A 24585-nucleotide genomic window follows, 5' to 3' on the forward strand; every position below is an offset into this window, starting at 1 on the left:
ATGGATGGCACGGTACTGGTCGCGGATGACGACCGCACGATCCGCACGGTTCTGACCCAGGCGCTGACCCGCGCGGGCTGCAAGGTGCACGCGACCTCATCGCTGATGACCCTGATGCGGTGGGTCGAGGAGGGGAAGGGCGATCTCGTCATCTCGGACGTGATCATGCCCGACGGCAACGGGCTGGAGGCGCTGCCGCGCATCGGCAAGATGCGCCCCGGCCTGCCCGTGATCGTGATCTCGGCACAGAACACCATCATGACGGCGATCCAGGCGGCAGAGGCCGAGGCCTATGACTATCTGCCCAAGCCCTTCGACCTGCCCGACCTGATGAAACGTTCGGCCCGCGCGCTGGATCAGAAGCGCCGCGCCGTGGTGCGCAACCGGGTCGAAACCAAGGAGGCGGGCGACGACTTGCCGCTCGTTGGCAGGACACCGGCGATGCAGGCGCTCTACAGGCTCGTCGCCCGGGTGATGAACACCGACCTCCCGGTCCTCATCACCGGCGAAAGCGGCACCGGCAAGTCGCTGATCGCGCGCGCCATCCACGACTTTTCGGACCGTCGCACGCTGCCCTTCGTGGTGGCACAATCGGCCGATCTTGCCGGGATCGAAGGCCCGGCGATGCTTCTGTCCAAGGCGCGGGGCGGCAGCCTCGTCTTCGACGAAGTGGCTGATTACGATGAGGACGCCCAGGCCCGGATCGTACGGATGCTGGACATGCTTGGCGATTCCGCGCCGCGGATCATGGCGACCTCGCAGGCCGATCTTTCGGCTCGGATGGAGGCGGGGCTTTTCCGGCAGGACCTGTTCTATCGCCTCGGCGGTGTCACCATCCACGTCCCGTCCCTGCGCGAGCGGGTGGACGACATCCCGCTGCTCGCCGACCATTTCCTGTCGAAAGGCGAGCGTGATTTCGGGGCGGTGCGCCGCCTCTCGGCCGATGCGCGCGAACTGGTGCGTGCCTATTCCTGGCCGGGCAACGTGCGGCAGCTCGAGAACACGCTGCGCCGCCTGATGGTGACATCTGCCGAGGCCGAGATCAGCCGGGCCGAGGTCGAGGCCGTTCTCGGCAACCAGCCGTCGATGGAACCGCTCCGTGGCGGCGGCGAGGGCGAGAAACTGTCGACCAGCGTCGCCAAGCACCTGAAGCGCTACTTCGATCTGCATGGCGGCGCGCTGCCGCCGCCCGGGGTCTATCAGCGAATCCTGCGCGAAGTGGAGTTGCCGCTGATCGAGATCGCCCTCGATGCGACCGCCGGAAATCAGGCAAAATGTGCCGATTTGCTCGGCATCAACCGCAATACCTTGCGCAAGAAGATCACCGACCTCGATATCCGCGTGACACGGCGGCGCAAGCTGATGTAAAACCGCCACAGGAATAGTGGCACGGCGGCGTCAGTTGTCAGAAGGCCACGGAATAGGCGGTAAGGGTCGCGCGAGCGGCCCGCATCAAGGGCGGCAGGCGTGCAGCGCTCAGCGCGAAGTGAGACCTGGAACCGGTTGCGCAAGCAACGCCGGGTTCAGACTTGGGCCACATTCGGCCTTGTTCTGCTTGGCCCGCTTCTGGCGCTGGCCACCTTCCTGACGCTTGGCCCCTTCAATCAGGGCGTCGGCTCTCCGACACTGCGGCTCGTGCTGCTGGCCGACCTCGTCTATGTGCTGGTCGTTGCCACGCTGGTGATCCAGCGCATCGCCAAGATGGTTGCCGACCGCCGGGCAAAATCCGCCGGGTCACGGCTGCACCTGCGTCTGACGGGCGTCTTTGCCCTGATTGCGCTGGTTCCGACGGTCCTCGTTGCTGTCTTCGCCGTGCTGACGGTGAACGTGGGCCTGGAAGGATGGTTTTCCGACCGGGTCCGGCAGGTTGTGGGATCGTCGCTGTCGGCCGCCGAAGCCTATCGCAGCGAGCATCAGCGCGACCTGACCCAGGACGCCCAAGCGCTGGCGGGATATCTCAACCTTTCAAAGCAGGCCTCGGTCTATGTCGATGACGGCGATCTGCGCCAGCTGCTGAGCAAGGCGCAGGCCCAGGTGCAGCGCGGATTGCGCGAGGCGTATGTCATTGACGGAAAAGGCGAAATCCGTGCGCGGGGCGAAAGCTCGTATCTCTTCGATTACGAGATGCCCACGGCTGACCAGATCGAGCGGGCTCTCAAGGGCGAGACGGTCGTCATCGAGGACTGGGCGAATAACGAATTCCGCGCGCTTGTCTGGCTCGAGTCCTATCCCGACCGCTTTCTGCTGGTCACCCGGACAGTCGATGGATCGCTGCTGAGCCTGCTGGACGATACGACCGAAAACGCCCGCCTCTACCATCAGCTTGAAGCCGAGCGCGGGCGGCTTCTGTTCGAATTCGGTCTGCTTTACATAGGCTTCGCGCTTATTCTTATCCTTGCGGCCGTCTGGCTGGGCTTGTGGTTTGCCGAGCGCCTGTCGCGCCCGGTCGGCAGGCTTGCCGGTGCCGCGCAGCGGGTCGGCGGCGGTGATCTGGACGTGCAGGTGATCGAGGAACAGGGCGATGACGAGATCGCCATGCTCGGACGCATCTTCAACCAGATGACCCGCCAGCTGAAGGGCCAGCGCGCCGCGCTGGTCGAAGGACACGCCCTGACCGAGGAACGGCGTCGGCTCTTCGACTCGGTCCTGTCGAACGTCACCGCGGGGGTGATCGGCCTGGATGCCGAGGGCGCGGTTGAGTTCATCAACCGCTCCGCAACGCGGCTTCTCGATCTTCCCCCGGAAGCGGGTGGCGCGATGACCGTGCTTGTCCCGGAATTCGGCCCGCTCTTTGACCGACTGCGTGAAGGCGACGGCACTGCCGTTCAGGAAGAGGTGCGGCTGTCGCGGCGCGGCAAGCTCGAAAGCCTTCTCGTGCGAATGAGCGAGCGGCGGAACGACGACGGCACGCCTGAAGGTTACGTCGTGGCCTTCGACGATGTGACTGAACTGGTCAGCGCGCAGCGGATGGCCGCCTGGGGCGACGTGGCCCGGCGTATTGCGCATGAGATCAAGAACCCGCTGACCCCGATCCAGCTTTCGGCCGAGCGCATCAAGCGCAAGTTCCGTCCGATCGTCGGTGACGAGGCGGCGGCGGATCTTGACCAGTATACCGATGTGATCGTCCGCCAGACTGGCGACCTGCGTCGTATCGTCGATGAGTTCTCGAAATTCGCCCGGATGCCGGAGCCCGACCGCCGTGAGGAGGATCTCGTCAAGCTGGTCCGTGATGCCGTCCTGCTGCAGGACAGCGGCCAGCCGGACGTGAAGGTGACGTCAAAGCTGCCGGATGGGCCGCTTATGCTGGATCTGGACGCGACCATGATCTCGCAAGCGCTGACCAACCTTATCAAGAACGCCGGAGAAGCGATTGAATCGCTGAAAGAAAAAGGCGCGCCAGACGATCTTGAGCCTCAGGTCAGGGTCGAACTGATCGAACAGCCGGATGTCGTTATCATCCGCATTTCCGACAATGGCATCGGTCTGCCCGAGGATCGGGCGCGGCTGTTCGAGCCCTATGTGACGACACGGGAGAAGGGGACAGGCCTGGGCCTGCCTATCGTCAAGAAGATCATCGAGGAACATGGCGGCACGCTGACACTGAACGATGCCGCGCCATTCGAAGGTCAGTCCCATGCAGGGGCGATGGCCGAAATCAGACTGCCCCGCAGCCCGCGCCCGGCGCGTGGGCGGGGTGTACGCGCGGCCAAATAAGGCCCGGAGGACAGGTAGATGAGCGGCATTCTTATTGTAGACGATGAAAAGGACATTCGCGAACTGATCGGCGATATCCTGCGGGATGAGGGCTATCAGGTTCGCCTTGCCGGCAACTCGGATGCCTGCATGGCCGAGATCAACGCCGAACCCCCGGCGCTGATGATCCTGGATATCTGGCTCAAGGACAGCCAGATGGACGGGATCGATATTCTCAAGACCGTGCGCCGGTCGAACCCGGACGTTCCGATCGTCATCATCTCGGGCCATGGGAACATCGAGATCGCCGTCGCCGCCATCAAGCAGGGGGCTTACGACTTCATCGAGAAGCCGTTCAACATCGACCAGCTGATGGTCGTCGTTTCGCGGGCGATGGAGACGAGCCGCCTGCGCCGCGAGAACATCGACCTCCGCCGGCGAGAGGTGACTTCGGCTGAGATGCTGGGAAATTCTCCGGCTTTCAAGGCCTTGAAGGCGCAGCTTGAGAAGGTGACGAAGTCGAATGGCCGCGTCATGCTGACTGGTCCGGCCGGTTCGGGCAAGGAACTGGCGGCGCGCTTCATCCATGCCCAGTCGAATCGCGCCTCGGCGCCTTTCGTTTCGGTTTCCTCGGCCACGATCGAGCCCGAACGTATGGAAGAGGTCCTGTTCGGCCGGGAATCGTCCGAACGTGGTATCGAACAGGGTCTTCTGGAACAGGCCCATGGCGGGGTCGTCTATTTCGACGAGGTCGCCGACATGCCGCTTGGCACCCAGTCGAAGATCCTGCGCGTATTGGTCGAGCAGCAGTTTGCCCGCGCGGGCGGCACCGACAAGGTGCGTGTCGATCTGCGGGTGATTTCCTCGACCACCCGCGACCTCAAGACCGAGATCGCGTCGGGCCGCTTCCGGCAAGAGCTGTATGACAGGCTGAACGTGGTGCCGATCACCGTGCCTTCGCTGGAGGACCGGCGCGAGGACATTCCCGAGCTTGCCAGACACTTCATCCAGATGTTCCACCGGACGCAGGGCCTGCCTGCGCGCGAGTTGACCTCGGAGGCCGAGGCGATCCTCCAGACCATGCACTGGCCGGGCAACGTCCGGCAGCTGCGCAATGTGATCGAGCGGGTGTTGATCCTGGGCGAGGGCACCGGCGCGATCGAGGCACGTGAGATGCCGGGACGCGACGACGCGGAAGAAGGCGAAGGCCGGATCGTGCTGGGCGGCGCCCTGGCGACGTTGCCGCTTCGCGAGGCGCGCGAACTGTTCGAGCGGGAGTATCTGCTGACCCAGATCAACCGTTTCGGTGGCAACATTAGCCGGACGGCCAGCTTTGTTGGCATGGAACGCTCGGCCCTTCACCGCAAGCTCAAGTCTCTTGGCGTGGTTACCACCTCTAAGGCGGGCGCGCGGGTGGCGCATCTCGAAGACGAGGACGATCTGGAAGGCGAAGAGCTTGAGGATTGATCCTGACGCCCGCGGTGGGCCGCGCGGAATCGACGCGCATTGACCCGTCGCGGGCCATCTGCCAAGCAGGAACCGGCAGCCCAACGGGAAGAGCGGCATGAAGGTCATCATCTGCGGCGCCGGCCAGGTCGGCTGGCAAATCGCGCGGCACCTGTCCGGCGAGAAGAACGACGTGACCGTAGTGGACAGCAACCCCGAACTGGTGCGCCGCGCAACGGATACGCTGGATGTTCAAGGGGTTACGGGCTATGCCTCATACCCGGACGTGCTCGAGAGGGCCGGGGCGCGCGATGCCGACATGCTGATCGCCGCCACCCATTCCGACGAGGTGAACATGGTGACCTGCGAGGTCGCCTACGCCCTGTTCAACATTCCTCGGAAGATTGCCCGTCTGCGCGCGCAGAACTATCTCGACTCAGGCTATTCCGATCTCTTCAGCTCGAAGCACGTCGCTATCGACGTGGTCATCAGCCCCGAGCGCGAGGTGGCCGAGGCGGCCCTTCAGCGTCTGGCGGCCCCATCCGCCTTCGACACCGAAAGCTTCATGGGGGGCCGGGCGCAGCTCCTCGGGATCGCGCTGGAAGAGGATTGCCCCGTCCTGAACACGCCGCTGCGGCAGTTGTCGGACCTGTTCTCGACCCTCAGGGCGATCGTCGTCGGGGTGCGCCGGGAAGATCGTCTGTTCGCTCCTGACCCTGAGGATCAACTGTTCGCCGACGACCAGATCTATGTGTTCACGCAGACGGAAGATGTTAACAGAACGCTGGAAATATTTGGAAAGACGACGAAAAAGCAGGAACGGATCGTCATCGTCGGCGGCGGGAATGTGGGCTTGGCCGTGGCCCGGGCGCTGGAGCAGCGGACAGACCGGGTCAGGGTCAAGATGATCGAACGCGACCGCGAAGTGGCAGAGCGGGCAGCGGACGCGCTGCAACGGACCATCGTGCTGAACGGCGACGGGATGGACAGCGATCTGCTGGCCGAGGCCGATGTCGACCGCGCCGATGCGGTTCTGGTCGTGACCGACGACGACAAGACCAATCTGCTGGTCGCCGTGCGCGCCAAGGCCGAGGGCTGCCCGATGGCGATCGCGCTGGTCAACGACCCGACGCTTGTGCCGCTGATGGCGCCCCTGGACATCGACGCCTACATCAACCCGCGCGCCACCACCGTGTCTTCGATCCTGCGCCATATCCGCCACGGGCGAGTTCGGGCCATCTATTCGATCGGCGATGCGGAGGCCGAGGTGATCGAGGCGCAGGTACTGTCGACCTCGCCTCTTGCTGGCAGTCTGATCCGCGACATCGCTTTTCCCGATGGGGTTCTGGTCGGATTGATCCTGCGGGGCGACAAGATGCTGAAACCGACGGGGACGCTGCGGATCGAGGACGGCGACGTGATCGCCCTGTTCGCCCTGGCAAAGGACGTGCCAGAGGTCGAGCGCCTGCTGCAAGTCACCGTCGATTTCTTCTGACGCCGATGCGTCGCCTCAGCGAACTGCCCGTTCTGGTCATCCTCCTCGCCTTTGCGGCGCTGGCGATGCTTCTGCCGGCGGGGCACGCCATGGTGAATGCCGATTACCGGATCGCCCGCAGCTTCTTCTACGCGGCCGTGCTTTTCCTGTTCCTGACGGCGATGATCGCCATCGCGACCGCCAACCGCCGCCCGCGCAACCTGGCGCGCAGCCAGCTTGCGGCAGTGGTGATGGCCTATGTCGTCTTGCCGCCGGTCCTGGCGGTGCCATTTCACCACGCGGTGCAGAACACGACATTCATGAACGCCTGGTTTGAAATGCTGTCCTGCTTCACCACGACCGGCGCGACCGTCTATGACGACCCGGCGCGTCTGGCTGGAAGCCTTCATCTATGGCGGGCGCTGGTCGGCTGGCTTGGCGGGTTCTTCGTTCTCCTGTCGGCCATCGCGGTGCTGGCGCCCCTGAACCTTGGCGGGTTCGAGGTGATGTCGGGCGGCTCGCTCGGGCGGGCCACACCGGGAACACAGCAGATCACCCGGATCGCCGACCCGTCGGAGCGGATCGTCCGCCATGCGCTGGAGCTGTTTCCGGTCTATGGCGGTCTGACGCTTTTGCTTTGGATCTTGCTTCTGACGGCGGGAGAAACCGGCATCACCGCCCTGAGCCATGCGATGTCGACCCTGTCGACAAGCGGTGTCTCTCCGCAGCGCGAGTTGAGCGAGGCGCAGTCGGGCCGGTTGGGCGAACTCATGATCTTCCTGTTCTTCGCCTTTGCGATTTCCCGGCGGGCGCTGTTCACCCGGCTGCCGGCGCGGTTCGATCTGCCCCTGTGGCGCGATCCCGAAGTGCGGATGGCGCTTGTCTGTATCGCGATGTTGCCGCTGTTCCAGTTCCTTCAGCACTGGACCGGCCGTTACGAGGACGATCAGTCCCGTGACGTTCTTGGGGCGCTGAGGGCGCTCTGGGGAACGCTGTTCACGACGCTGTCCTTCCTGACGACGACAGGCTTCGTGTCGGAAGACTGGCAGGCGGCGCGGCTTTGGGCCGGGCCCGGATCTTCGGGGCTTGTTCTTGTGGGCCTCGCGCTGATTGGCGGCGGTGTGGCGACAGCGGCGGGCGGTGTAAAGCTCTTGCGGGTCTATGCATTGTTCAAGCATGGCCAGCATGAGCTTGACCGGATGATCCTGCCGCATGTCGTGGGGGGGGAGGGTCCGGTGGCGCGGCGGCTTCGTGGCGAAGGGGCCTATGTCGCCTGGATCTTCTTCATGCTCTTCGCGATGTCGATCGCGGTGACGATGGCGCTGCTGACCATGAGCGGGCTCGAATTCGAGCCGGCGATGATCTTTACCGTTGCGGCGCTTTCGACGACCGGCCCTCTGGCGCAGGTTGGTGCAGATGCGCCGCTCAGTTACGCCCTGCTTGATCCCGAAGCCAAGCTCATCCTCGCCGCTGCGATGATTGTGGGGCGGCTCGAGACGCTGGCGATCCTTGCGCTCCTGATCCCGGACAATTGGCGGCGCTAGCAGGACACAGCAGCGATAAAGCGCTGTTTTGGGGCTGGAAACCGAATCTTTCACGCATCATACTTGGTTCTGTCATCATCGGGTGCCGAGCCGGCGGCCGGGACGGGCAACAAAAAAAGCAAACGGACACAAAAGGACTGAAGAATCCTATGGCTGCCGATAAACAGAATTTGCAGGACGCATTTCTCAATCATGTGCGTAAGGCGAAGGTTCCGGTGACGATCTTCCTCATCAACGGGGTGAAACTGCAGGGCGTGATCACCTGGTTTGACAATTTCTGCGTCCTCCTGCGCCGCGATGGCCAGTCGCAGCTGGTTTACAAGCACGCGATCTCGACGATCATGCCGGGCGCCCCGATCAACCTGTACGAGGGCGAAGACTGAGCGCGTCCGAAGACGACAGGGCGCCGGGCCCGACCCGCGCCTTTGTCCTGCATCCCGATCTTAAGGGCGAAAAGACCCGCCGCCTGCCAGAGCACGGTCTGGCCGAGGCCGTGTCGCTTGCGGCGGCGCTTCCGGAGATGGACGTGCTGGGCGCCGAGGTCGTACGTGTGTCGCGCGTGGCACCCGGAACGCTGTTCGGCTCCGGTAAGGTCGAGGAGTTGAAGGCGCGATTCAAGGAGCTGGAGATTGGCCTTGTGCTGGTCGACGGGCCGGTAAGTCCGGTGCAGCAGCGCAACCTCGAGAAGGAATGGGGCTGCAAACTGCTCGACCGGACCGGGCTGATCCTCGAGATCTTCGCCGACCGGGCGCGGACCCGTGAGGGCGTCCTGCAGGTGGAGCTTGCGGCGCTGAGCTATCAGCGGACGCGGCTGGTCCGGGCCTGGACCCACCTCGAGCGACAGCGCGGCGGTTTCGGCTTTGTCGGCGGCCCCGGCGAGACGCAGATCGAATCCGACCGCCGGGCGATCGACGACCAGGTGGTGAAGCTCAAGCGCCAGCTCGAACGTGTTGTCAAGACGCGCGAGTTGCACCGCGCGGCGCGGCGCAAGGTGCCGTTCCCGGTCGTGGCGCTGGTCGGCTATACCAACGCCGGCAAATCGACGCTCTTCAACCGCATGACCGGAGCCGAGGTGCTGGCCAAGGACATGCTCTTTGCCACGCTCGACCCGACGATGCGCGGCGTGGTGCTGCCCTCGGGGCGCAAGGTGATCTTGTCGGACACCGTGGGTTTCATCAGTGATTTGCCGACGCAACTGGTCGCCGCCTTCCGCGCCACGCTGGAAGAGGTGCTGGAGGCGGACCTGATCCTTCATGTCCGCGACATCAGCCACCCAGAGACCGAGGAACAGGCGGCGGATGTGAACGACATTCTCGCGAGCCTCGGCGTGGCCGAGACGACGCCGCGCTTCGAAGTCTGGAACAAGCTTGACTTGCTGCCGGAGGACCGGCGTGAGGCGCTGGTGGTGCAGGCCGCGCGCAGCCCGGAGATCTTTGCGCTGTCGGCGCTGACGGGCGAGGGATTGCCCCGACTGCTGGAGGCGATTTCCGAGGCGTTCGAGGAGGAGAAGACCGAGCGTGTCCTGACGCTCGGCTTCGAGGACGGGCAGCGGCGGGCCTGGCTGCACGAGCAGGGTGTGGTCGAGAACGAGACGCAGGGTGACGACGGCTATCGCCTGACCGTGCGCTGGACGGCGCGTCAGGAAAAGCGCTTCCGCGAATTGTGAGGGTGGAAAGGGGGGCTTTCTGCCCCCCGTCGCGGCCGATGGCCGCGACTCCCCCCGAGGATATTTCCGAACAGAAGAAACGAGGGTCAGCGGTTGCGCGCGGACAAGGCACGCAATGCGGCAAGGGCCTGGTCGGCGCGATCCTCGGGGACGAAGAGATGGTCGTGATGGAAGCCCGACACGGGATTGACGCCCATGCCAAGCTTCGCGAGTTCCGCGGTGATTGCAGCCAGGAAGCCGATGGCCTGAAGCGATGAGGTCACATTGAGCGTGATCATCCGGCAGGGGAACACGGCATCCAGCGCCAGCCTGGCGGCCTCCTCTGGCGTGAGGATCAGGGTCGTGCCTTCGGCTTCGCGGAAGCGCATCAGCGCATCGGCTGCCGCGATCTTCGCCGCATCGGTCGTGGTCGCAAAGACGTAGCGCCCCGGCTTCAGCTCTGGTTCCATGCCGGCGATCAGCGTTGACAGGTCGACAATTCCCGGCGCGTTGGGGCGGTCGAGCGCAAAGTAGACGCTGTCGCACCATTCGTCGCGCCATTGCATCGTCCGTTCGGCGCGGTGCGTCTCGACGAAGCCGAGACGTGTCAGGAGGCCGATCGAGGCGGCATTGCGGGGGTCGGCCTCGGCGACCAGGCGCGGGATGGGGTGGCGGGCGAAGAGATGTGCGATCATCGCCTCCATCGCCTCGCGCATCAGGCCCTGCCCATGGTACTCGGTGGCGATCAGGAAGCCGACCTCGGGCAGTTTCCAGGCGCCGGCCTTGCCGATGACGCGGCCCTGATACTCGATCAGGAAATCGTCGCTGTCAGTGGGTTCGCCGCGGGCGAGGGCTGCATCGCTGGCCTCGCCTGCGGCCACCATCCCGTCAAGCCAGGCGCAGGTCTGCTCGATCGTCTCGTGCTCTGGTGTGGACCAGTAGCGCATCAGGCGCGGGTTGGAGAGAAGCGCGTGCACAGCCGTCAGGTCGCCCTTGCGGGCGCGGCGGAGTGTCAGGCGCGGTGTGCGGATCTGGGTCATTGCGGCGTCAGCGTCGTGATGCCGACCGCCGCGGCGCGGGCCAGCGCCGGGTCAAGCGACATGGGTGTGTATTCGCCGCGCCGCCAGAGTTCGCCCAGATCATCGTAATAGCGGCTGAGCGGATGGCCTGACTGTCCGGTCGAGATGATGAAGACTGAACTGTCGGGATCGGCGAAGTCATAGACACCGCGATAGCCGGCGCCCGCGACGTTGACGAAGGGATTGGCCCCCTTGCCGCTGGTCATGCCGCGCATCAGCGTGTCGTCGTCGCCGCTGGTCGACTGGCGGATGTTGACGAGATGGCGCAGCACCGGGATCTGGCCAAGCACCGGATGGTCCTGATGCGCCTCATGCGCGTCCCCCCACCGCCAGCTTTCGATGCCGGAGCCGTAGCGGTCTGTCAGCGAGACGAGGGCATCGTCCAGCGCCATGCGGGCGATGTCGGTGCAGCTTTCGGTGGGCGAGGACTGGATGATGTCGCACCAGGCCGAGGCGCCGTCGATGTTGCGGTAAACCCGCTCGATGAAAACCGGATCGACATGGGTGAACTTGTCGGCGAGCGGGCCGAGGTCGTCGCGGATCAGCCGGTCCTGCAGCGCCCGCATCCAGGCGGCGTAGATCAGGGGTTCGGGCAGGTGTTCGTTCATCTCGCCGTTCCAGGCCGCGAGCATCTTCAGCGCCTGCTGGCGGCGGCCCTCGGGCGTTTCTGCGGGCGCGGCCTCGCCGGTGAACCACAGATCGGCGCCGACCAGCGGCAGCAGCGTCCGCGCAGCGCTCGAGACGGTATCAAGCTGTGCCTCGATGAAGCTTTCGCGGGTATGGACCTCGCGCGATTGCATGAGCTTCAGCCAGCGCTGGATGCGTTCGGTATCGCCCCAGTCGTAGGAGACATGGCGCGGGAAGGGCGCGTCCGTGATCTTGTTGTTGGTATTGCCGAGGATGCCCGATCTCGGGTTCAGGAATCGCGGGTTGTCGGCATAGGGAAAAAAGCCCTGCCAGCGGTTCTCGGCCAGCCAGCCGGGGGTGGGCATCCGCCCGAGGCTCTGGTTCTTCGGGTCGCGGATCGGCATCCTGCCGACAAGCTGCATGGCGATGCCGTCCTTGTCGGCCAGCATCAGGTTCTGCGATGGCGCGATGAAAAGTTCGCCTGCCGCGATGCCCTGCTCGATGGTCTTTGCGCCCATGAGCCGGATGGCGGCACTCATCGAGGTGTCGTTGGCGGCGAGCGCGGTCCAGGATACCGAGGCGACATGGCCGGGCGGAGTGATCCCGGCGAGGTCGAAATGCGTGCCAGGCAGGACAGGGCCGTTCTCGGTCCAGCGCAGCGTCAGCGTGACGGGGGGCGCATCCTTGATGGTCAGGATCGAGCGGCGGGTCTCGAACGGCTTCCAGCCCTCGGGGGTGAGGTACTCCTCGGGATTGTCGGGGTTCAGCTTTTCGATATGGACGTCCTGGTCGTCGAGGTAGGACGATGTCAGGCCCCATCCGAGCGCCTCGGACCGCCCGAGGATCACGGCGGGAATACCTGGGATCGTGGCCCCGATCACGCCCCCTGATTGCAGCTCCAGCCGGGCAAGATACCAGGTGGTCGGCGCCGTGAACTCGAGATGCGGATCGTTGGCCAGAAGTGTTCCACCCGCGGCCGAGCGGGAGGGTGCGGCTGCCCAGGCGTTCGACGCGCCGCCTTGCCCACGCTCGGGGAAAGGCGAGTAGGGGTCGGCGGCGGCGACCTTGGCGGCGGACATTCCCGGCACCGGGCCGGGCATCAGGCTGGCGTAGTCGGGCAGGGCGGCGATCGGCTGCTGGGGGTCGTCGGGCAGTATGTCGCGAACCTGCTTGTCGGTCAGGACAAGCGACGTCTCGGCGCGCAGCACCTCGTCCTGCAGATGTGTGGCAAGCTGCAGCGACATGAGCTTCAGGATCGCGATCGAATCCGCAGGCTGCCAGGCGGCGATTTCCGGTTCGAACAGGAAGAATTCCGGCGCGCCGCGGCCACGGGCGCCGTTGTTGACCTCTTCGATCCAGGCGTTCACCCCGCGGGCATAGGCTTCGAGCGCGCGTTTCGTGGGTTCGTCCTGCGCGTCGACCGAGCGCAGCGCGAGTTCGTAGATGTCGAAGCGGCGGATCAGCTCGTCAGTGGACTGGGTGCGCGGGCCGAAGAGTTCGGACAGGCGGCCCTGGGCCGTGCGGCGCAGCATGGTCATCTGCCAGAGCCGGTCCTGCGCATGGGCGAAGCCGAGGGCGAAGAACACGTCCTCGTCGGTCTTTCCGAAGATATGGGGGACGTTCGCGTTGTTGCGGACGATCTCGACCGGGGCGGAAAGTCCCGCCTCCGTGAAGCTTGCGTTGTAGTCCGGCAGCGAGCGGGTCAGGAAGTAATAGAGGATCGCCAGCGCCAGAAGCGACAGCACGACCAGGCCAGTGAACAGGCGAAGGAGCCAGCGGAAAGCGATGATCATCAGAAGCTTCGAAGGCGGGGTCTGGGACCGGTGGGACCTTGACGGGCAAAGATTAGGCGGTTCCTAGTGCATCCGTCCGGGCATGGCAATGAAGCCGGGGCAATACCAACGCGGACGTGAGGGGATCAGATGGCGAAGGTGACATTCCTTGGACTCGGGGTGATGGGTGGACCGATGGCGGGGCATCTTGCCGCGAAGGGCCATGAGGTCACGGTCTACAACCGCACCGTCGCGAAGGCGCGGGACTGGGCCGCCCGGCACGGCGGATCCTTTGCCGCCACGCCTGCCGCGGCGGCGGAAGGGGCCGAGTTCGTGATGGCCTGCGTGGGCAATGACGACGATCTGCGGTCTGTCTGCCTCGGTCCGGACGGTGCCTTTGCCGGAATGGCGGCCGGAGCGGTCTTCGTCGATCACACCACGGTTTCCGCGCGGGTCACGCGCGAATTGCATGCGCTCGCGGCCGAGCAGGGCATCGGCTTTGTCGATGCTCCGGTTTCGGGCGGGCAGGCTGGCGCCGAGAACGGTGTGCTGTCGGTGATGTGCGGGGGTGATGCCGAACCCTATGCGCGTGCCGAGCCTGTGATCGCTGCCTATTCCCGCATCTGCCGCCGCCTGGGCGAGAGCGGCGCGGGGCAGTTGGCCAAGATGATGAACCAGATCTGCATCGCCGGTCTGGTGCAGGGCCTGGCCGAGGCCCTGGCCTTTGGCCAGAAGGCAGGTCTGGACGGCGAGGCGGTGGTCGAGGTCATCAGCCAGGGCGCCGCCGGCAGTTGGCAGATGGCCAACCGTCACAAGACCATGCTGGCGGGCAAGTTCGACTTCGGCTTTGCCGTGGACTGGATGCGCAAGGATCTGGGCATCTGCCTCGACACCGCCGACGAGATCGGGGCGAGCTTGCCGGTGACGGCGCTGGTGGACCAGTTCTACAAGGACGTGCAGCTTATGGGAGGCGGGCGCAACGACACCTCCTCACTCATCCGGAGACTTACGTCCTTCGACAGGGACTAGAGACGCGGCCTCAATCCGCGTTCAGGGGATGACCCGGCTGTATTTCGAGCCCTCGAGCGTTACGCCCGCCATCATGCCCTGCTGGCCGAAGACAAGCGCCACGACCGGGTCGATCTGCGTGGTCTGGGCTCCGAAGTTGCCGCCGTTTTCCGGGGTCGCATAGGAAATGTCGGCACCAGCCGTCCAGCCCTGGCTGCGGCGAAAGCCCTCGAGCGCCTCGGGTGTCATGAAGAACAGCGCATGGGCGTATTGCTGGGCGCCGACCTGGATGCCGTAGGACACGCCGGTCATCGCATAATAATCGACCGTGGCATTGTTGATGCGCAGCGCGCCGCGCCCGTAGCTGCCGCCGATGAAAAGGCCGGCCTCGGTGACAAGCGGCATCCACAGGACGCCGACCGCACGGCTTTCGAGATCGCGCGTGCCCGGATACCTGCTCAGCAGGAACTCGCGGGTCGCATCCACGCGCGCGTCGATCTGGGCGGCATTACCGGTGTTGACGCCGTAGCTCTGCATGGTCCGGTCGGCCGTGGCGCAGGCCGCAAGCCCAAGGCTGGCGGTGCCAGCCGCGCCGAGAAAGACCCGTCTCGTGATGCCTGTCATTGTTTGCCCTTCCTGCCTCGTCGGGGTCGGCCCCGATGTTTGCCCTGCCTGGGAATAGCTGGCCGATTGTGCGGCTCTTGTCCCTATACCCCAGATATAGACGGGATTGTCCGTCCTGTCACGCCGGGCCAATGCCGGCAGGCAAGCCGTTGCCTGTGGTCAGGCGGCGCTGTCGAGCAGCTTTGCGACCGCCGGGGCGAAATAGGTCAGGATGCCGTCGCAGCCAGCGCGCTTGAAACCAAGCAGGCTTTCGACCATCGCCTTCTTGCCGTCGATCCAGCCGCGTTCGGCCGCGCCCTGGATCATCGCGTATTCGCCAGAGACCTGGTAGGCGTAGGTCGGCACGCCGAAGGTGTCCTTCACGCGGCGGCAGATGTCGAGATAGGGCATCCCGGGCTTGACCATGACCATGTCGGCCCCTTCGCGCAGGTCGCGCTCGATCAGGCGGATGGCCTCGTCGCTGTTGCCGGGGTTCATCTGGTAGGTCTTCTTGTCGCCCTTCAGCGCTCCGCTCGCGCCGACCGCATCGCGGAACGGGCCATAGAAGGCCGAGGCGTATTTCGCGGCATAGGACAGGATCGCCACATCCTTGTGACCGGCGGATTCAAGCGCCGCCCGCATCGCGCCGATCCGTCCGTCCATCATGTCGGACGGACCGATGATGTCGGCGCCGGAGTCGGCCTGGACCAGCGTCATCCGGACAAGGGCCTCGACGGATTCGTCGTTCAGGATCACCCCATCCCGCACCAGACCGTCATGGCCATTCGCGTTGTAGGGGTCCAGCGCCACGTCGGTCATGATTGCAAGGTCGGGCAGTTCGGCCTTCAGTGCCCGGATCGCGCGGTTCGTCAGGTTCTCGGGGTTCCAGGCCTCTTCGCAGGTCTCGGTCTTCACCGAAGGGTCGGTGTAGGGGAAGAGGCATATCGCCGGGATGCCGAGCTTGTGGGCACGTTCGGCCGCGGACAGCAGCCGGTCGAGCGACAGGCGGTTGACGCCCGGCATGGAGGCCACGGGTTCCTCGATGCCCTTGCCGTCGCGGATGAAGACCGGCCAGATCAGGTCCTTCACCGTCAGCCGATGCTCCTGCACCAGATCGCGCAACGCCTCGGTACGGCGCAGGCGGCGGAAACGTGCGGCGGGGAAGGCGGCTTGGACGGGGCGCATCGGTCTGTCCTCGGCTGAAGGATTTTTTTCTGGGTGACATGGAAATCCCCCAGCCTCAAGGGTAGGAATGCCGCCACGCACGGTTACGGGCAGGACCGGGCCAATATCTGCAAGGGGCAGGCAGGGTGAACTGGTATCACAGCGTCTTCGAACTGATCGACCTGAGGTCGTTCTCCAACCTCTGGTACTGGATCATGCTTGCTGTCGTCTGGTCGACGACAAGCCACTGGGTTCTGGGCGTGCCCTTCGACATGATCGGCCGCGCGCGTCGCCATGGCGGGCAGGCGGCCGACGATTTGCATGTGCTGGTCCGCATCAACGTCAACCGGATGCTCTACATCGTCCATGTGTCTGGCATCTGGCTTCTGGCCTTCACCTTCTTCCTGCTGACGGCGCTGGTCACGCTCGGGTTCTGGTACTGGGTTGAATTCGCCCAGGCGCTTTTCCTGATCGTGGCGCCGATGGCGCTGGTCGGGGTGCTTACACTGCGAACCGCGCATAAGGCAGCGGCGCTGACCGAGGGCGGCGAGCAGCTCTACCGCCTGCTCAATCGCCATCGCCTGATCGTGCAGGTCATCGGCATGGTCTCGATCTTCGTCACCTCGTTGTGGGGGATGTGGCAGAACCTGCAACTTGGCGGACTGGGCGCCTGATCGCGGCCAGGACCGGCGGAAAGAGGCGGAGTTTGATGGCCGGGATGGCTGAAACGCGGATATTGCTGGGCGGCGCGCCGGAGGGCTTTGATGCCCGACAGGTGGCGAAGGAAGCCGCGCGGGGTGCGCCGGTCGTCCATGTCGCGCGCGACGACAAGCGGATGGAGGCTATGCGCACCGCGCTGGCCTTCTTCGCGCCTGATCTGGCCGTGCTCACTCTGCCCGCCTGGGATTGCCTGCCCTACGATCGCGTTTCGCCCAACCCAGAGATCTCGGCGGCGCGGATGGCGACGCTGGCGGCGCTGGCCGGGGGCCTGTCCGGTCCGTTCGTGCTGCTGACGACGCTGAACGCCGCCACGCAGCGGGTTCCGGCGCGCGAGGTCCTGCGCGAGGCGTCGTTCAGCGCCAAGGTCGGCGCCCGCGTGAACGAGGAGCGGCTGAAGGCCTATCTCGCTCGCATGGGCTTTTCGCCGACATCGACCGTGACCGAGCCGGGCGACTATGCCATCCGGGGCGGGATCGTCGACATCTATCCGCCGGGTCCGACCGGGCCGGTGCGGCTGGATTTCTTCGGTGATGTTCTGGACGGCGCGCGGCGCTTCGATCCGGAGACGCAGCGGACGATCGAGAAGCTGACCTCGGTCGAACTCGCTCCCGTATCCGAGGTCATGCTGGACGAGGCCGCGATCACCCGGTTCCGGCAGACCTATCGCCTCGAATTCGGCGCCGCTGGCACCGATGATCCGCTTTACGAGGCGGTCAGTGCGGGCCGCAAGCATCAGGGGATGGAGCACTGGCTGCCCTTCTTCCACGAGCGGCTCGAGACGCTGTTCGACTATCTGCCCGAAGCCTCGGTGATGCTCGACGACCAGATCACTCCTGCGCGCCTGTCGCGATGGGAGGCGGTCGCCGACGCCTATGACTCCCGCCGCGAGGCGATGGGGCAGAAAGGGCGGATGGACACGGTCTACAAGCCGGCGGCGGCGGAACTCCTCTATCTCGACGATGCCGCCTGGGAAAAGGCGGTGGCGGGGCACCGGGTCATCCAGTTGTCGCCCCTGCCGCAATCGCCGGGACCGGCCGTGCTGGATGCGGGCGGGCGGATCGGGCGGAGTTTCGCGCCCGAGCGCCAGCAGGAAAGCATCAGCCTTTTCGGGGCCTTGGCCGATCATGTTCGCGCGCTGCGTGCGGATCATCAGGTCATCATCGCCAGCTGGTCCGAGGGCGCGCGCGAACGCCTCAAGGGCCTGATCGAGGATCAGGGCCTGACCGCCGCGACCGAGATCCGCGATATGCGCGAGGTGCCCGACGGAAAGGGCAAGCTGTTCCTCGCCATCTGGCCGCTGGAGCAGGGTTTCACCGCGCCCGGACTTGCCGTGATCTCCGAACAGGATGTGCTGGGCGACCGGTTGGTCGCCAAGCCGCGGAAGAAGCGCAAGGCAGAGAATTTCGTCAGCGAGATCAACACGCTGACCCCCGGCGATCTGGTCGTGCATGTCGAGCACGGCGTCGGTCGCTACAAGGGGCTTGAGACGATCACGGCCCTCGGCGCGCCCCATGCCTGCCTTCTGATCGAATATGCCGAGGAGGCGCGGCTCTACCTGCCGGTCGAGAATATCGAACTCCTGTCCCGGTATGGCCACGAGGAGGGGCTGCTCGACAAGCTGGGCGGCGGGGCCTGGCAGGCGAAGAAGGCCAAGCTCAAGCAGCGCATCCGCGAGATCGCCGAGCGGCTGATGCGGATCGCGGCCGAACGCCACCTGCGCCATGCGCCGATCCTCGAGGCGCCCCATTCGATCTGGGAGGCCTTCGCGGCCCGTTTCCCCTATCAGGAGACGGAAGATCAGCTGTCAGCGATCGCCGATGTTGTGAAGGACCTCGAATCCGGCAGCCCGATGGACCGGCTGGTGGTGGGCGACGTGGGCTTCGGCAAGACCGAGGTCGCCATGCGCGCGGCCTTCGTCGCGGCGATGGCGGGGATGCAGGTGGCGGTGGTCTGTCCGACGACGCTGCTCGCCCGGCAGCACTACCGCAGCTTTGCCGAGCGGTTCCGGGGCTTTCCGATGCAGGTCCGGCAACTGTCGCGCTTCGTTTCGCAGGGCGAAGCGAACAAGACGCGGGCGGGGCTGGCCGATGGCTCGGTCGATATCTGCATCGGGACGCATGCGTTGCTGGCCAAGGGCATCCGTTTCAAGTCGCTTGGCCTGCTCATCATCGACGAGGAGCAGCATTTCGGTGTCGCCCACAAGGAGCGGCTGAAGGAGATGCGGTCCGAGGTCCACGTCCTGACCCTGACCGCTACGCCGATCCCGCGCACGCTGCAACTGAGCCTCACCGGTGTTCGCGACCTGTCGATCATCGCGACGCCTCCGGTGGACCGTCTGGCAATACGAACATACGTTTCTGAATTCGATACCGTGACGCTGCGCGAGGCGCTCTTGCGGGAACGCTATCGCGGCGGGCAGAGCTTCTTTGTCGTGCCGCGGATCAAGGACCTGCCGGATATCGAGGATTTCCTGAAGACCCATGTGCCGGAGGTGACCTATGTCATCGCGCATGGCCAGCTGGCCGCGGGCGATCTCGACGAGCGGATGAACGAATTCTACGACGGGAAATACGACGTGCTCCTGTCCACGACCATCGTGGAGTCGGGCCTCGACATCCCGACCGCCAACACGATGATCGTGCACCGCGCCGACATGTTCGGCCTGAGCCAACTCTACCAGATCCGGGGCCGCGTCGGCCGGGCCAAGACGCGCGCCTACTGCTACCTGACGACAAAGCCGCGCGCGCCGCTGACGCCGCAGGCGATGAAACGGCTGCGACTTCTGGGGTCGCTCGACAGCCTCGGGGCCGGGTTCAACCTTGCCAGCCACGACCTCGACCTGAGGGGCGCGGGCAACCTTTTGGGCGAGGAGCAGTCGGGCCATATCAAGGAAGTCGGCTACGAGCTTTACCAGCAGATGCTGGAGGAGACGATCCAGAAGATCCGCTCGGGCGAGATCGCCGGGCTGACCGATGCCGACGATCAATGGGCGCCGCAGATCAACCTCGGTGTGCCGGTGCTGATCCCCGAGGAGTATATCCCCGATCTCGACGTGCGGCTGGGCCTTTACCGGCGGCTGTCCTCGCTGACGACCAAGGTGGAACTGGAAGGCTTCGCCGCCGAACTGATCGACCGCTTCGGCCCGCTGCCGAAGGAGGTCAACACACTGATGCTGATCGTCCGCATCAAGGCGATGTGCAAACGCGCCGGGATCAGCAGGATCGACGGCGGGCCCAAGGGGGCGACCGTCCAGTTCCACAACGACAAATTCGCCAATCCGGCGGGGCTTGTCGATTTCCTCAAGGCTCAGGGTCCGGGGGCGAAGGTCAGCGGCAACAAGATCGTCCTGTTGCAAGAGTGGAAGACCGAGGCCGAGCGCATCAAGGGCTGTTTCGCCATCGCCCGCGACCTGGCCGAACAGGTGGTCAAGGCGAAGGCCTGAAGGCCTTCGCCGCAAACTTACTGCGGGAGATTTGCCTGGATCTCTTGAACGATCTTGGTCCCGTCAGGCCGCCACGCGCTGCGGCATCACCGCCATGACCGCGCGCCCAAGCGCGGCGAGGATCGCGATCCCCAGGATCAGCGGCAGGGGCGTGCCGTCGAAGGCCAGGCCAAGCGGCACGGCCATCATCACGCCCAGCACGGTCGAGATCGCCCCCGTCGCCGAGGCTGCCATCCCCGCAATATGCCCAACCGGCTCCAGGGCGAGGGCGTTCAGGTTGCCCATCACCATGCCCATCTGGAAGAAAAGCCCGATCATCCAGATGACGAACATCACGAAGAAGGCCGTGTCGGACAACAGGCCGCTCCAGACCAGGGCCAGGACCAGAACCGACAGGCCGACGATCCCGCTCAGCGCCAGGGTGATGAGGTGGCGCATCCCCAGACGCATGACCAGCCGCGCATTGGTGAAGCTCGCCACTGCCGAGAATAGGGCGATCAGCGCGAACCACAGCGGGAAGCTTTCGCCGCGACCGAAACTTTGCTCGAAGATTGGCTGGATCGACGAGAGCGCGCCGAAGAGCATGCCGAAGGCAAGCGACATCACGACCGTCGCCAGAATCACGGTGCGGTGCGAGAAGACCTCGACGAACGACTGCGCGAGCGTGCGAAGATGCAGCGGGCGGCGGTGTTCCACCGCCAGCGTCTCGGGCTGGCGGAAACCAAGCCAGAGATTGGCGACGAGCGAGAACAGGATAAAGGCGAGGAACAACCCGCGCCAGCCGACGGCATGGATGATGACCATGCCGAGCGCAGGGGCCAGCGCCGGCACGAGCATGAAGACGATCATTGCGAAACTGATGATGCGCGCCATGGCGCGGCCCGAATGCTTGTCGCGTACCATGGCCAGCGACACGATCCGCGGGGCGGCGGCGCCAAGGCCCTGGAGGACACGCGCAGCCAGCACCAGTTCGAGCGAAGGGGCAGCCCAGGCGAGAGCCGCGCCGAGACAATAGAGCGCCGATCCACCGAGGATCACGCGCTTGCGCCCCATCGCGTCCGAGATCGGGCCGGCGAAGAAGGTGCCGATCCCCATCCCCAGCACGAAGCTCGTCACCACGAGTTGCGCGGCATTGGGATTGTCCGGCGTCAGCTCGGTCGCGATCGAGGGCAGGGCGGGCAAAATCGAGTCAATCGAGAAGGCGATCGTGGCGAACAGCATCGCGACGAGCGCGATGAACTCGGTCTGGGAAACGGGTCTTGTCGGTGTCATTCCTTGGCCTTTTCGGCGAGTTCCTCGATGACCTGCGCCCAGAGTGTCGGGGGCTGGGCCCCCGACACGGCGTAGCGATCGGCGATGATGTAGGTGGGGACGGCGTTGATCCCGCGGCTGCGGGCATGGCGGTCGCGATCGAGGATCATCTGGCGGTCGGCCTCGCTGGCAAGCAGGCGCTCGGTCATCTTGCGGTCGAGGCCGACCTCTTCGCCCAACTCCGCGAGCAAGCCCGGCTGTCCGATGTCGCGTCCCTCGCGCCAGTAGGCGCGGAAGAGTGCCGCAACCATCGGCGTCTGCTTTTCCTCAAGCCCAGCCCAATGGATCATCCGGTGGGCGTCGAGGGTGTTGGGGATGCGGGACATGCGGGCGAAATCCATCGTCACGCCGGCCTCGGCCGCGATCCGTTCGATCTGGACATGCATGTCGATCACCTTCTGGCGGCTGCCGAAGCGCGCCTCGAGCCATTCGGCGCGGTCCACGCCCTCGGGCGGCATGTCCGGGTTCAGCTGGAATGGCTGCCATTCGATGGCGAAGGGATGATCAGGATGGGCCTCGAGCGCGCGGTCGAGATGGCCCTTGCCGATATAGCACCATGGGCAGACCGGGTCGGAAAAGATGTCAAGTCGTACCATGCGCATTCTCCCAGTCCTGCCGCAGCCTGCGGCGCGAAAGCTTGTTGTTCGGTCCCCGTGGCAGGGCGTCGAGCCGGACATAGATCCGAGGTTGCTTGTAGCGGGCCAGTTGGCGCGCCGCATGGGCCTGAAGCTCCGCCTCGTCCAGTGGTGCGTCAGACAGATAGAAGCAGGCGATGACGGTAACACCGGTCTTGACCGGAACTTCCGCCGCCGCCGCCTCGTGCAGTCCGGGAAAGGTCAGCATCGCCGCTTCGACCTCGACCGGCGAGACGCGGTAGCCGCCGGCATTCATCATGTCGTCAGAGCGGCCCCGGTAGAGCACGGCGCCGTCTTCGTCCATGACGGCATTGTCGCCGGTCAGGAACCAGTCATTCAGATATCGAGCCTTTGTCTCGACCTCATCGTTAAAGTAGCCAAGGAAAAGCCCGGGATCGCTGCGATGGATGGCAATGACCCCGGTTTCGCCCCGAGGCACGGGCTGCCCGTCCTCGCCAAGCAAGGCAAGGTGGCGGCCTATCTGAGCGTATCCCGCAGCTCCCTCGGGCGCTGGCCGCGACGGTGAGGACGACAGGAAGGTCGAGCATTCCGAAAGGCCGATCGCCTCGTGCAGGTCGGTACGTGTTGCCCCTCGCCAGTCGTCGCGGAGCGATGGCGACAGGCTTTCTCCAGCTGCAAGACCGTGGCGCAAGCGGGGCAGCGCCGGAAGCCCCGCCCGCAGCATTTGGCGGATCACGCCGGGTGCTGCGGCGAAGATCGTCGCATCGAAGCGCTTCAGCAGGAGCGGCAACTGGCCCGGCGCCACCCCGGCGGCCGGGATCAGCGCGGTGGCGCCGACGATCCAGGGATCCATCAGCCCGGTGCCGAGCGTGTACGTCCAGTTGAAGGCCCCGGCATGCATCAGTCGGTCGGCCTCGGTCAGCCCGCTCCAGCCCTCGCGCATCATCTCGCGGGCCCAGACGGCACGATGGGCATGCATGACCGCGCGCGGGGTGCCGGACGTGCCCGAGGTGAAGACCATGTAGGCCAGGGTCTCGGGCTCGGCCATGTGCCAGTCGCAGGGAGAGAGCTTCTCCATCGCCGCGATCTCGGCAGCGGTCACGATGGGAAGCGCGGGTTCGGAGGGAATGACGATGTCCGGCCCGGCGATGACCAGCCTCGGCTGCAGGATGGCAGCCAGGCGATCGACCTCGCCCTGGGTGAGCTGGGTCGATGTCGGACAGGGCACGAGGCCCGCGGCGATGCAGCCGAGGAAGGCCACGGGAAAGCCGACCTCATGCCCGATCCGCAGCATGACCCGGTCGCCGGGGCGGAACCCCTGCGCCAGCAATCCGGTGCCGCAGCCACGGACGGCGGAGATCAGGCGCGCATAGCTCCAGCGTTCGGCACCTGCGGGCGCAACGATCTGCAGCGCATTCTTGTCCGGCAGCGCCTCGCCCCGCGCGAGCACATGGCGCGCGAGGTTGAAGGGCCGCGGACAAGCCTGCGGCGGTCCGGTGTCGATGATCGAAAGGGGCATGATCCGGACTTACGCCCCTGTCCCGACCGTTGCAAGGCGGGCTGCCCTGCCGTAATGCACAAGGCCATGAGCAAAGTTGCGAAGTCCAGCATCGATGGTCCCAGCCTGATCCGTATCGCGCGCGAGAGCGGGGCGGATGCGCCTGTCGAGCCGTTGAACCTCGGCCAGCGGGTGCGCGACCTGCGCAAGGCACGGGGCTGGACGCTGGAACAGGCGGCGGTGCAGGCGGGGCTGGCGCGCTCGACGCTCTCGAAGATCGAGAACGGCCAGATGTCGCCCACCTATGAGGCGCTGAAGAAGCTGGCCGAGGGGCTGGCGATCTCGGTCCCGCAGCTCTTCACCCCGCCGTCCAAGGCGCAGGTGACAGGCCGGCGCGCGGTGACGCGGGCGGGCGAGGGGCAGGCGCAGGCCACCACGACCTACGAGCACGAGCTACTCGCCGCGCAACTGACCCGCAAGCAGATGCTGCCATACCGCGCCCGCATCCGCGCCCGGGACATGGACGAATTCGACGGCTGGATCCGCCATGACGGCGAGGAGTTCCTCTATGTCCTGACCGGGGTCATCCGCCTCTACACCGAGTTCTACGAGCCGGTGGAGATGAAGCGCGGCGACAGCGCCTATTACGACGCGACCATGGGGCACAACGTCGTCTCGGTCTCGGAAGAGGATGCGACGGTACTCTGGGTGACGTCGCTGGTGTGAGGGGCACGCTCCTCCCTTCGTCGCGATAGGGCCGGGGTGAACGCTGCTCCCCCTTGAAAGTCGCCGCGCAACCCTGGCATGTGGAGCGCGACTTGGCCACCGAGGGTGCGACCTCTGGTTCGATCCTACCCTGAGCAATCGCATCTTTGTCACCGACCGCCTCTATCAGGCGATCAAGGCCGAGAAGATCACCGCGCGGTCGCTGAAGTTCAAACCCTGCCGGGTGGTGTGAGGGGC

General features: G+C 65.4%; 18 protein-coding genes. 11 read left to right on the forward strand and 7 right to left on the reverse strand.

Annotated features, from left to right (window positions below):
• The 7 genes from L0V05_RS13455 to hflX all read left to right on the forward strand — a co-directional run bounded on the left by L0V05_RS13455 (position 1) and on the right by hflX (position 9823).
• Positions 1 to 1368, forward strand: coding sequence for a response regulator (locus tag L0V05_RS13455; RefSeq protein WP_234871294.1), 1368 nt, complete (start codon positions 1 to 3; stop codon positions 1366 to 1368).
• A 99-nt stretch (positions 1369 to 1467) separates the two neighbouring features.
• A complete protein-coding gene (locus L0V05_RS13460) occupies positions 1468 to 3714 on the forward strand; it encodes a sensor histidine kinase NtrY-like (protein WP_234871296.1) in 2247 nt (748 codons plus the stop codon).
• Positions 3715 to 3732: 18 nt separating this feature from the next.
• Entirely contained in the window at positions 3733 to 5160 is a 1428-nt protein-coding gene (gene ntrX, locus L0V05_RS13465; protein WP_234871298.1) for a nitrogen assimilation response regulator NtrX, read from the forward strand.
• A 97-nt stretch (positions 5161 to 5257) separates the two neighbouring features.
• Positions 5258 to 6634, forward strand: a complete 1377-nt coding sequence (trkA, locus tag L0V05_RS13470) for a Trk system potassium transporter TrkA (RefSeq protein ID WP_234871300.1) — start codon at positions 5258 to 5260, stop codon at positions 6632 to 6634.
• 5 nt (positions 6635 to 6639) lie between these two features.
• Complete coding sequence (locus tag L0V05_RS13475) at positions 6640 to 8157, forward strand: TrkH family potassium uptake protein (RefSeq protein ID WP_234871302.1); 1518 nt, start codon at positions 6640 to 6642, stop codon at positions 8155 to 8157.
• 149 nt (positions 8158 to 8306) lie between these two features.
• Entirely contained in the window at positions 8307 to 8540 is a 234-nt protein-coding gene (hfq, locus tag L0V05_RS13480; protein ID WP_054303569.1) for an RNA chaperone Hfq, read from the forward strand.
• The gene (gene hflX / locus L0V05_RS13485; RefSeq protein ID WP_234872192.1) at positions 8537 to 9823 is read left to right on the forward strand and encodes a GTPase HflX; all 1287 of its coding nucleotides are present in this window, start codon (positions 8537 to 8539) and stop codon (positions 9821 to 9823) included. The genes hfq and hflX overlap by 4 nt, the downstream gene beginning before the upstream one ends.
• Before the next feature lie 86 nt (positions 9824 to 9909).
• Here hflX and L0V05_RS13490 read toward each other — a convergent pair whose 3' ends face one another.
• Positions 9910 to 10842, reverse strand: a complete 933-nt coding sequence (locus L0V05_RS13490; RefSeq protein WP_234871304.1) for a GNAT family N-acetyltransferase — start codon at positions 10840 to 10842, stop codon at positions 9910 to 9912.
• Positions 10839 to 13301 carry a penicillin acylase family protein gene (locus L0V05_RS13495; RefSeq protein ID WP_234871306.1) on the reverse strand — a complete coding sequence of 821 codons (2463 nt, stop codon included), beginning with the start codon at positions 13299 to 13301 and terminating at the stop codon, positions 10839 to 10841. Before L0V05_RS13495 ends, L0V05_RS13490 begins: the two co-directional genes overlap by 4 nt.
• A gap of 129 nt (positions 13302 to 13430) precedes the next feature.
• On the opposite strand from L0V05_RS13495, the gene L0V05_RS13500 reads away from it, so the two are divergent.
• On the forward strand, positions 13431 to 14309 hold the full coding sequence (locus tag L0V05_RS13500) for an NAD(P)-dependent oxidoreductase (protein ID WP_234871307.1): 879 nt from the start codon (positions 13431 to 13433) through the stop codon (positions 14307 to 14309).
• Between the two features lie 21 nt (positions 14310 to 14330).
• On the opposite strand, the gene L0V05_RS13505 is transcribed toward L0V05_RS13500, so the two are convergent.
• Positions 14331 to 14912, reverse strand: a complete 582-nt coding sequence (locus L0V05_RS13505) for a lipid-binding SYLF domain-containing protein (RefSeq protein WP_234871309.1) — start codon at positions 14910 to 14912, stop codon at positions 14331 to 14333.
• Between the two features lie 159 nt (positions 14913 to 15071).
• A complete protein-coding gene (gene hemB / locus L0V05_RS13510; RefSeq protein WP_234871311.1) occupies positions 15072 to 16076 on the reverse strand; it encodes a porphobilinogen synthase in 1005 nt (334 codons plus the stop codon).
• A gap of 125 nt (positions 16077 to 16201) precedes the next feature.
• Here hemB and L0V05_RS13515 point away from each other — a divergent pair, with 125 nt between their 5' ends.
• Both L0V05_RS13515 and mfd read left to right on the forward strand, forming a co-directional pair.
• Positions 16202 to 16729 (forward strand): component of SufBCD complex, encoded by a 528-nt coding sequence (locus L0V05_RS13515; protein ID WP_234871313.1) that lies wholly within the window; start codon positions 16202 to 16204, stop codon positions 16727 to 16729.
• A 44-nt stretch (positions 16730 to 16773) separates the two neighbouring features.
• Positions 16774 to 20217 (forward strand): transcription-repair coupling factor, encoded by a 3444-nt coding sequence (gene mfd, locus L0V05_RS13520; protein WP_234872193.1) that lies wholly within the window; start codon positions 16774 to 16776, stop codon positions 20215 to 20217.
• 63 nt (positions 20218 to 20280) lie between these two features.
• Here the strand turns inward: mfd and L0V05_RS13525 are convergent, their stop codons facing one another.
• Genes L0V05_RS13525 through L0V05_RS13535 form a run of 3 tightly spaced genes read right to left on the reverse strand, consistent with a single transcriptional unit; the run spans position 20281 to position 23643 of the window.
• Complete coding sequence (locus L0V05_RS13525) at positions 20281 to 21489, reverse strand: multidrug effflux MFS transporter (RefSeq protein WP_234871315.1); 1209 nt, start codon at positions 21487 to 21489, stop codon at positions 20281 to 20283.
• Positions 21486 to 22124, reverse strand: a complete 639-nt coding sequence (locus L0V05_RS13530) for a DsbA family oxidoreductase (RefSeq protein ID WP_234871316.1) — start codon at positions 22122 to 22124, stop codon at positions 21486 to 21488. The genes L0V05_RS13525 and L0V05_RS13530 overlap by 4 nt, the downstream gene beginning before the upstream one ends.
• Positions 22111 to 23643: a class I adenylate-forming enzyme family protein gene (locus L0V05_RS13535; RefSeq protein WP_234871318.1), complete on the reverse strand. Its 1533-nt coding sequence runs from the start codon at positions 23641 to 23643 to the stop codon at positions 22111 to 22113. Before L0V05_RS13535 ends, L0V05_RS13530 begins: the two co-directional genes overlap by 14 nt.
• A gap of 66 nt (positions 23644 to 23709) precedes the next feature.
• On the opposite strand from L0V05_RS13535, the gene L0V05_RS13540 reads away from it, so the two are divergent.
• Positions 23710 to 24348: a helix-turn-helix domain-containing protein gene (locus tag L0V05_RS13540; RefSeq protein ID WP_234871319.1), complete on the forward strand. Its 639-nt coding sequence runs from the start codon at positions 23710 to 23712 to the stop codon at positions 24346 to 24348.
• Positions 24349 to 24585: the final 237 nt, after the last annotated feature.

The organism is Alitabrizicola rongguiensis (genome assembly GCF_021491355.1).
Lineage (GTDB): Bacteria > Pseudomonadota > Alphaproteobacteria > Rhodobacterales > Rhodobacteraceae > Aliitabrizicola > Aliitabrizicola rongguiensis.